Below are 7,645 nucleotides of genomic sequence, written 5' to 3'. Positions count from 1 at the left end.
CGGTGGGGTGCCGGACCGGCACCCCACCGCCCCCGGCGGTCTCGGGGGCACCGCCGGCCTCAGGGGGAGCGCGTCTCGATCCGCCGCCTTCCGGCCATGACCACCACCACGACCGCGTACAGGCCGAGCTGCACCACCGTCCCGGTCACGCTCTGCCAGGGCACCGACCCCTGTTTCAGGGCCTCGTCGAGCGACCCGTCGGCCCCGCTCACCCCGAACGCCAGCACGTTGTTGACCACGTGCAGCGCGATGGCCGCCTCCAGCCCGCCGGTCCGCACCGCCAGCCAGCCCATCAGCGCGCCGAACGCGAAGACGTCGACGATCCCCCAGTCGACATAGGCGTGCACGGCGGTGAAACCGGCGGCGCCCAGCAGGATCCCCGGCCAGGGGTTGGCGAGAAAGGCGCCGAACGCCTGGAGCAGCCATCCCCGGAAGACGTACTCCTCGGCGGCGGCCTGGAACGGCACCAGGAGCAGGGTGACGATCAGCGCGGGCAGGAAACGCTCCCAGCCCACCCAGCCGAACAGATCGCCGAGATCCTCGCCGGTGGCGAGGTAGGTGACGGCGACCGTGGCCTGGCCCAGCACCACGGCGGCGACGGCCACCGCCGCGCACCGCGCCATCCATCGCCACCGCAGGCGGCCGACGACCGAGGAGAGGGTGCCGGGCGGACGGCGCTGGATCCACACCGTGATCCCGTACACGACCGGCAGGGTGGCGGCGATGGCGAGCAGGTTGACGCCCAGTTCGAGAACCGGGTCACCGAACAGCCGGTCGTTCGAGACGCCGACCTCGGCGCCCGCGAGCGCGCCGGCCAGCGTGCCGGCGATGACCACGACGAGCACGACGAGCACGATTCCCAGCAGGCCCGCGGCCGTGCCCAGGACCGGCCGCCACCACGCGTGCAGGCGGGTACGGGCCAGCCGGTCGTAGCGGGTGCCGGACGGGGCCGCCACGGTCCAGGGCCCCCGCTCCGGCGGGGGCGGGGGGTACCGCGCGGCCGGGCCGCCGTACCCGGGGGGCGGGGGGCCGGGGAAGGACGGACCCGGCGGCGGACCCGGCGGCGGACCCGACGGCGGACCCGACGGCGGACCCGACGGTGGGCCGGGCGGTGGGCCGGGGGGCCGCGAGGGCGTCGCCGTGGGTTCGGAATCCTCAGGGACGTGCATGATCTCATTCCGTTTCGATACGTTCACGAAGGTCGTACGTTCACGAAGGCCATCGGGCCGGGAACGGCACACGTCTCGACGCGCCCGGTGTCCCGCACGCGAACCCGGCGCACCTCCAGGCACAACGACACCGGCCGCCTTTCGGTTCCGTCCCGCCGTCCCGCCCCGTCACCCGCCCCGTCCCCGCTCTCGCTCGTCCGTACCCGCCTTGAGCTCGGGTTTCGTGGATGGACGCGGCGGGGCGGGGTAAGTGGCCGATCAACGTCCCCGAACGGGGACGGCGCCGGCCGCCGGCCCGTCGGGGGCGCGGTCAGGGAGGTCTCCACGCTGGAGGGATTGAACATGAGTGAGTACGAGCGTTCCCTGAGGATCGCGGCGCCACCGGAGGTGGTGTTCGACCGGGCCGAGGACCTGGACGGTCTCGACGACTGGCTCCCGCGCGACCTGCACGTGCACGCCGGGGACCGGCCTCCCGCGGTGACCGTGCACGAGGACGCCACCGACACGGACGCCCGCGCCCTGCTCAGGGCCGAGCGCGACCAGCTCCGGATGGAGTGGGGCACCCGCGACACCGGGCGGTACGCCGGATGGCTCCAGGTGGCGGGCATCGGCGAGGAGGAGAGCGAGGTGACGATCCACCTGTCCTTCTTCGACCCGGAGCACGCCCCGCCGGCGGAGGCCGTCGACCGGGCGCTCGGCGACAGCCTGGAGAAGCTGGCCGGCCAGGTGACCCGCCAGGGCGCCTGACCCCGTACGCGGCACCGCCCCCGCGGCCGGGACCATGGGGGCGGTGAGAGGCAGGCGGCCGGAAGATCACGTCCCTGTGTGATCCTCCGGCCCTTGCCCCGTGTTTCGGACCCCGGGACCGCCCGGTTGCATCGTCCGGCCGGATCGGCGCGGGACGGGGAGGATCAGGTCAGGTAGTCGCGCAGGGCGCGGGAGCGGGAGGGGTGACGCAGTTTGGTCATGGTCTTGGACTCGATCTGCCGGATGCGCTCGCGGGTCACCCCGTAGGCGCGGCCGATCTCCTCCAGCGTCTTGGGGCGGCCGTCGCCGAGCCCGAAGCGCATCGCCACCACCCCGGCCTCACGCTCCGACAGCGCCTCCAGGATCGTGTGGAGCTGCTCCTGCAGCAGCGCGGCGGCCACCGCGTCCTCCGGGGTGATCGCCTCGGAGTCCTCGATGAGGTCCCCGAACTCGCTGTCGCCCTCGGTGCCCAGCGGGCTGTGCAGGGAGATCGGCTCCCGTCCGTACCCCTGTACCTCGACGACCCGCTCGGGGGTCATCTCCAGCTCCACCGCGAGCTCCTCGGGGGTGGGCTCGCGGCCGAGGTCGGTGGTCATCTGCCGGTGGACACGCGCCAGTTTGTTGATCACTTCGACCATGTGCACGGGGATGCGGATGGTGCGGGCCTGGTCGGCGAGGGCCCGGGTGATCGCCTGCTTGATCCACCAGGTGGCGTAGGTGGAGAACTTGAAGCCCTTGGTGTAGTCGAACTTCTCGACCGCGCGGATCAGGCCCAGGTTGCCCTCCTGGATCAGGTCCAGGAAGAGCATGCCGCGGCCGGTGTGGCGCTTGGCCAGCGAGACCACCAGGCGGAGGTTGGCCTCCAGCAGGTGGTTCTTGGCGCGGTGACCGTCCTCGGCGAGCCATTCGAGCTCCGCGCGCACATCGGGCTGGAGCCGGTCGGCCTCGTTGAGCCGCTCGGTGGCGAACAGGCCGGCCTCGATCCGCCGGGCGAGCTCGACCTCCTGCTCGGCGTTGAGCAGGGGGATCCTGCCGATCTGCTTGAGGTAGTCCTTGACCGGGTCGGTGCTGGCGCCGACGCTCGACTCCAGGGCGGCAGGCACCTCGTCGTCGTCCGTCAGGACGAGCTCCTCCTCGTCGACGGTGCCCTCCACGGTGGCGGCTTCCATGGCGTTCACACCTTCCCCAGGTCCGGTCGGATACAACAAACCCGTGCAGTTCAAGGTACGTCCCGCGACGGGATGCTGCGGCGCCTGGCTCGCCGTCGTGGCCTTCGCCGCCGCCGGAGAGCCTCCGCCGCCCATGTGTGTTCCCGCCCAGGACAGGGCTATTCCGTTCCGCCGCCGGGAGCTCCGGCGGGAGTTCGGACGGGGGCTTCGCCGAAGGGTGCGATCGTCCCGTTCGCGCGAGGCGTCCCGTTCCGTCCCCGGACCGTGGCCCGGCCGTCCCCGGACCGCCCCCGGACCGCCCCCGGACCGTGGGCGAGCCGTCGCCGAACGGCCGTGGGGCCGTCCTTCCGGGTGGAAGGACGGCCCCACGGTTCACGCGGTGCCGCCACGGGCGTCGCCGGGGCGGTGGATGGGGTCGGGCAGCGGGTCGGACCCCGTCGGATCAGGCCGGGAAGTTCCTCGGGTCGACGCCGCTCGTCCGGGCGTTGCCGTTCCTGACGCGGTTGAGGGTCAGGGTCACGACGGTCGAGCTGGTCGCGTTCGAGGTGAACCTGATCTTCCTGTCGAAGCGCTGGTAGGAGGGGGCGACGGCGAACCTGCCCCGGGAGGTGCTGAACCGGTAACCGGAGGTGAAGAAGATCGTGTAGGTGCCGTCACGGACATCGGGGACGGAGGCGGTGGACCGGGCGCGGACGTACACGCTGATCGCCTTGGACCTGCCGCGGACCAGCGTGACGACGGCATCCCTGCTCGTGCCGTTCTTGACCCTCAGCTTGTTCCGCCCGTTGCTGATGCGGTCGTAGAGGATCTTCCCGTTGCCCGGGCGCGCGGCGGCCTCGGTCGAGGAGACGGCGACGGTCTCGTGGGTCGTGGCGGCCGCCGGGGCGGCGACGGAGCCGGTCAGCAGAACGGACGCGAGGATCGCTCCCGCTAGGGGACGTAGATGGATCATTGCGCAAATATGACCAATTCCCTGAGGACGGTCAACGCGTTTCAGGATTTGTTAGCCCTTTGGTCGTTTTTGTAGGGTTCGAGTTTTCGGTGATCGTCCACACGGCCGCCCTCCCGTTCCGCGCGGACCCCCTCGGGGCCGCCGAGTCCCCGTCCTGTCCGGTCTCTGTGGTGAACGCCGTTTCCCGGTGTCCGCCGGAGGGCGGGGGAAAGGTCAATACAATCCATCCGATGTCAACGACACCGAGGACGAACGCCCCGAGCCGACCGGCACCCCGGTCCCTCCGGGCGGGGGCGACGGCCGCCCGGACGCGGGCGCCGGCCGCGCGGGGCGGGGCGCCGGTCGCGCGGGCCGCCCGGCGGGTCGCCGGTCTGGCCGCGGGGGCGGTGACGGGTGTCGTCGAGCTCGGTTTCCTGGGCGTCGCGGGCGTGCTGTTCGTGGCCCTGGCGCCGTGGCCGGCGGGCCGGCGTGCCGCCCGGCGGTTCGCGGACGCCGGGGCGGCACGGCTGGTCGCGCTGGAACGCGCCCGGCTGGCGGCCTGGTTCGACCACGACACCGGCCGGATGCCGGCCACGAGCGGGTACGGCTACCTCGCGCTGCGGGCGACGGCCGGCACGGTCGCGAGCCAGCTGGCCCTCACCGGCCTCTTCCTCGGCCTGCTGTTCCTGGCCGGTGGCGTCGAGTCACTGCTCTCCGGCGGGTCGTACCTGGTCCCGCTGCGCTACCCCGGCGTGCACCTGACGGTCGACAGCGGCCCGCTGGGCACCGCCTACGGGCTGGGCCTGCTGGCGCTGGCCGCGCTGTGGGGCGCGGCGACGGTGACCGGGGAGCGGCGGCTGGCCGCGTACTTCGCCGGTCCGGGGGAGCGGGAGGCGATGCGCCGCCGCATCGAGGAGCTGACCGCAACCCGCAGCGGCATCGTCCGGGCCGTCGACGACGAGCGGCGGCGCATCGAGCGCGACCTGCACGACGGCGTCCAGCAGCGGGGCGTGGCCCTGGGGATGCTGCTGGGCCGGGCGCGGCACGGCGCCGACCCGGCCGCGGTCGCCGCCCTCGTGGACCAGGCCTACGCCGAGTCGCGCCGCCTCCTGGACGAGCTGCGGAGCGTGGCCTGGCGGGTCTACCCGGCGGACCTGGACGAGCTGGGCCTGCGCGCGGCCCTGGCGGGGGTGGCGGAACGCGCGGGCCTGCCGGTGACCGTCCGCCACGGCCTCGCCGAACGCCCGGTCTCCGAGATCGAGACGGCCGTCTACTTCGTGGTCCGCGAGGCCATCGCCAACGCCGCCAAGCACGCGGACGCACGGGAGGTGCTGGTGGTCCTGAGCGAGGACGAGCGCGCGGTGACCGCGCGGATCCGCGACGACGGCCGGGGCGGGGCCGACCCGGCCGGCGGCGGGCTGTCCGGGCTGGAGCGGCGGGTGCTGGCACTGGACGGCACCTTCGAGGTGGAGAGCCCGCCCGGCGGCCCGACCACGATCACGGCCACCCTGCCCCGCGCCGTGCGCGAAGGCCCGGGGGCGTCGTGCGCCTGATCCTCGCCGACGACTCCGTGCTGTTCCGCGAGGGCCTGGTCCGCCTCCTGGAGGAGGCCGGGCACGCGGTGGTGGCGGCGGTGGGCGACGCCCCGGGACTGCTCGCGGCCGTGGACGAGCACCGTCCCGACGTGGCGATCGTCGACGTGCGCATGCCGCCGGGCCAGGCCGGCGAGGGACTGCGGGCCTCCCTGGCGATCCGGGAGCGACGGCCGGACGTCGGCGTGCTCGTGCTCTCGCAGTACGTCGAGACGACCTACGCCTCCCGGCTGCTCGCCGGAGCGCCGGAAGGGCTGGGATACCTGCTCAAGGACCGGGTCACCGAGGTGGGGGAGTTCCTGGAGTCGCTGGAACGCGTCGGCGCGGGCGGGACGGTCTTCGACCCCGAGGTGGTCAGGCGGCTGCTCGCCCGCACCACGCGCTCCGACCCCCTCGGGCGGCTCACCCCGAGGGAGGCCCAGGTGCTGGAGCACCTGGCCCAGGGCCTCGTCAACGCCGCGATCGCCGAACGCCTGCACGTCTCGCAGAGCGCGGTGGAGAAGCACGTCAACGCGATCTTCGACAAGCTCGGGCTCGCCCGCGTTCCCGGCTACAGCCGGCGCGTCCTGGCCGTGCTGCGCTACCTCGGCGCCTGACCGGCGCCACCGGGGGCCGCGAGACGGCCGATCCTGGCCAGGAGCAGCAGCGCGCACGCCGCCGAGGCCAGGACGAGCCACACCACGAAGGAGGGATACAGGTACGCCACCTGGAACCAGGTGGCGTCACCCCCTCGGGACAGCACCCGGAACACGTCGGTGATCGTCAGGCAGAGCAGTCCCGGCGCCGCGTACGGCAGCAGCCGGGCCGCCGTCCGCCACCGTGACCGCCCGGCGCGCCGTGCCGCCCAGCGGCGCGAGCGGACCAGCCCCCGCCCGGCGAGGACGAGCGTCAGTACGGCGGCGAGCGCGAACGCGGCGTCGACGAGCCGGAACGGGAAGGGGGAGGACGGCGGCCCGGGGTCGCGCCCCTCGGCCATGGCCACCAGCGCGTCGGCGATCGCGCCGGCGTCGTCGTAGGCGGTGCCGGTGTTGGCCGTCACGACGACGCCGTGGCCGGAGCGGAGCAGCAGCGTCTGCCGGGCCGTGGCGGTGGACAGGTCGCCGTCGTGCTCCACGACGGGCGCGCCGCTCCCGGTCCTGCCGAGCGCCCAGCCCAGGCCGTAGGAGCGCTTGATCCGGGACGGGGTGCGCATCTCGGCCACGCTCGCGGCGGAGACGACGCGGACGCCGCCGGGGCCGACGCCCTCGCCGGCCTGCATGATCATCCATTGCGCCATGTCCCGCGCGCTGCTGATCACCCCTCCCGAGCCGTTGCCGAAGCCGGGCGGTTCGGGGACGGCGAACGTGACGCCGAGCAGGTGCAGGTGTCCCCGCGCGCTCGCGGGCAGGTCCCGGTCGGTGTCGATCGTGAGGCTGTCGCGCATGCCGAGCGGGCCGAACACGTGGGTCCGCAGGCGTTCGGCGAAGGGCACCCCGGCCACCACCTCGACGAGCCTCGCCGCGACCTGGAAGTTGGTGTTGTGGTAGCTCCACCGCGTGCCCGGGTCGGCGGCCAGCCGTGCCCCGCGCAGCCGCGCGACCGCCTCGCGCAGGGAGCGCGGCTGGGGCAGGCTCCTCTCGCGGAAGGCCGACGTGGCCATCCCCGACGTCTGGTCCAGCAACTGCCGGACGGTGACGCGCGCGGCCCGCGGGTCGGCCATCGTGAACTCGGGGAGCGCCTCGCGCACCGGCGTGTCGAGCCTGATCCTCCCCTCCTCCACGAGCTGCATGACCGCCAGCGAGGTGAAGGACTTGCTGAGCGAGGCGACGGCCATCGGTGTCCGCCCGGTGACCGGGGCGCCGGAGGCGGTGCGGCCGTAGCCGGCGACGTGCACGATCTCCGTGCCCCTGGTGACGGCGACCGCGACGCCGGGCAGGCCGGTCGCCTCGCGGTAGGCGTTCACGAACCGGTCGACGGCCGCGGGGGAGAGGGCGGACGACGAGGACGACGAGGACGACGAGGACGACGAGGACGACGAGGACGACGAGGACGACGAGG

General features: G+C 73.9%; 6 protein-coding genes and 1 pseudogene. 3 read left to right on the top strand and 4 right to left on the bottom strand.

The window, feature by feature from the left end; translation table 11 throughout:
• Positions 1–59 precede the first annotated feature (59 nt).
• Entirely contained in the window at positions 60–956 is an 897-nt protein-coding gene (locus AB0G16_RS37580) for a CPBP family intramembrane glutamic endopeptidase (RefSeq protein ID WP_362815609.1), read from the bottom strand.
• 555 nt (positions 957–1,511) lie between these two features.
• Between AB0G16_RS37580 and AB0G16_RS37575 the strand changes: the two genes are divergently transcribed.
• Positions 1,512–1,916 (top strand): SRPBCC family protein, encoded by a 405-nt coding sequence (locus tag AB0G16_RS37575; RefSeq protein ID WP_362815607.1) that lies wholly within the window; start codon positions 1,512–1,514, stop codon positions 1,914–1,916.
• A gap of 164 nt (positions 1,917–2,080) precedes the next feature.
• Here AB0G16_RS37575 and AB0G16_RS37570 read toward each other — a convergent pair.
• Both AB0G16_RS37570 and AB0G16_RS37565 read right to left on the bottom strand, forming a co-directional pair.
• Positions 2,081–3,067 (bottom strand): annotated as a pseudogene (locus AB0G16_RS37570) (RNA polymerase sigma factor); the annotation flags it as partial.
• A 460-nt stretch (positions 3,068–3,527) separates the two neighbouring features.
• Positions 3,528–4,037, bottom strand: a complete 510-nt coding sequence (locus AB0G16_RS37565) for a hypothetical protein (protein ID WP_362815605.1) — start codon at positions 4,035–4,037, stop codon at positions 3,528–3,530.
• A gap of 230 nt (positions 4,038–4,267) precedes the next feature.
• On the opposite strand from AB0G16_RS37565, the gene AB0G16_RS37560 reads away from it, so the two are divergent.
• On the top strand, positions 4,268–5,569 hold the full coding sequence (locus AB0G16_RS37560; RefSeq protein ID WP_362815603.1) for a sensor histidine kinase: 1,302 nt from the start codon (positions 4,268–4,270) through the stop codon (positions 5,567–5,569).
• Positions 5,560–6,204, top strand: a complete 645-nt coding sequence (locus AB0G16_RS37555) for a response regulator transcription factor (protein WP_362815602.1) — start codon at positions 5,560–5,562, stop codon at positions 6,202–6,204. Before AB0G16_RS37560 ends, AB0G16_RS37555 begins: the two co-directional genes overlap by 10 nt.
• Here AB0G16_RS37555 and AB0G16_RS37550 read toward each other — a convergent pair.
• Positions 6,189–7,645, bottom strand: a 1,457-nt coding sequence (locus AB0G16_RS37550; RefSeq protein WP_362815600.1) for a serine hydrolase domain-containing protein, incomplete at its 5' end; no start/stop codon positions are given. The two genes, AB0G16_RS37555 and AB0G16_RS37550, sit on opposite strands and share 16 nt — an antisense overlap.

It is taken from the genome of Streptosporangium sp. NPDC023615 (genome assembly GCF_040640155.1).
Lineage (GTDB): Bacteria > Actinomycetota > Actinomycetes > Streptosporangiales > Streptosporangiaceae > Streptosporangium.
This window is presented reverse-complemented; position numbering and strand designations above follow the sequence as displayed.

Excerpts from the sequence above, each read along its gene's own strand:
- AB0G16_RS37560 (WP_362815603.1), top strand. The coding sequence starts at position 4,268 with ATGTCAACGACACCGAGGACGAACGCCCCGAGCCGACCGGCACCCCGG.
- AB0G16_RS37565 (WP_362815605.1), bottom strand. The coding sequence starts at position 4,037 with ATGATCCATCTACGTCCCCTAGCGGGAGCGATCCTCGCGTCCGTTCTG.
- AB0G16_RS37575 (WP_362815607.1), top strand. The coding sequence starts at position 1,512 with ATGAGTGAGTACGAGCGTTCCCTGAGGATCGCGGCGCCACCGGAGGTG.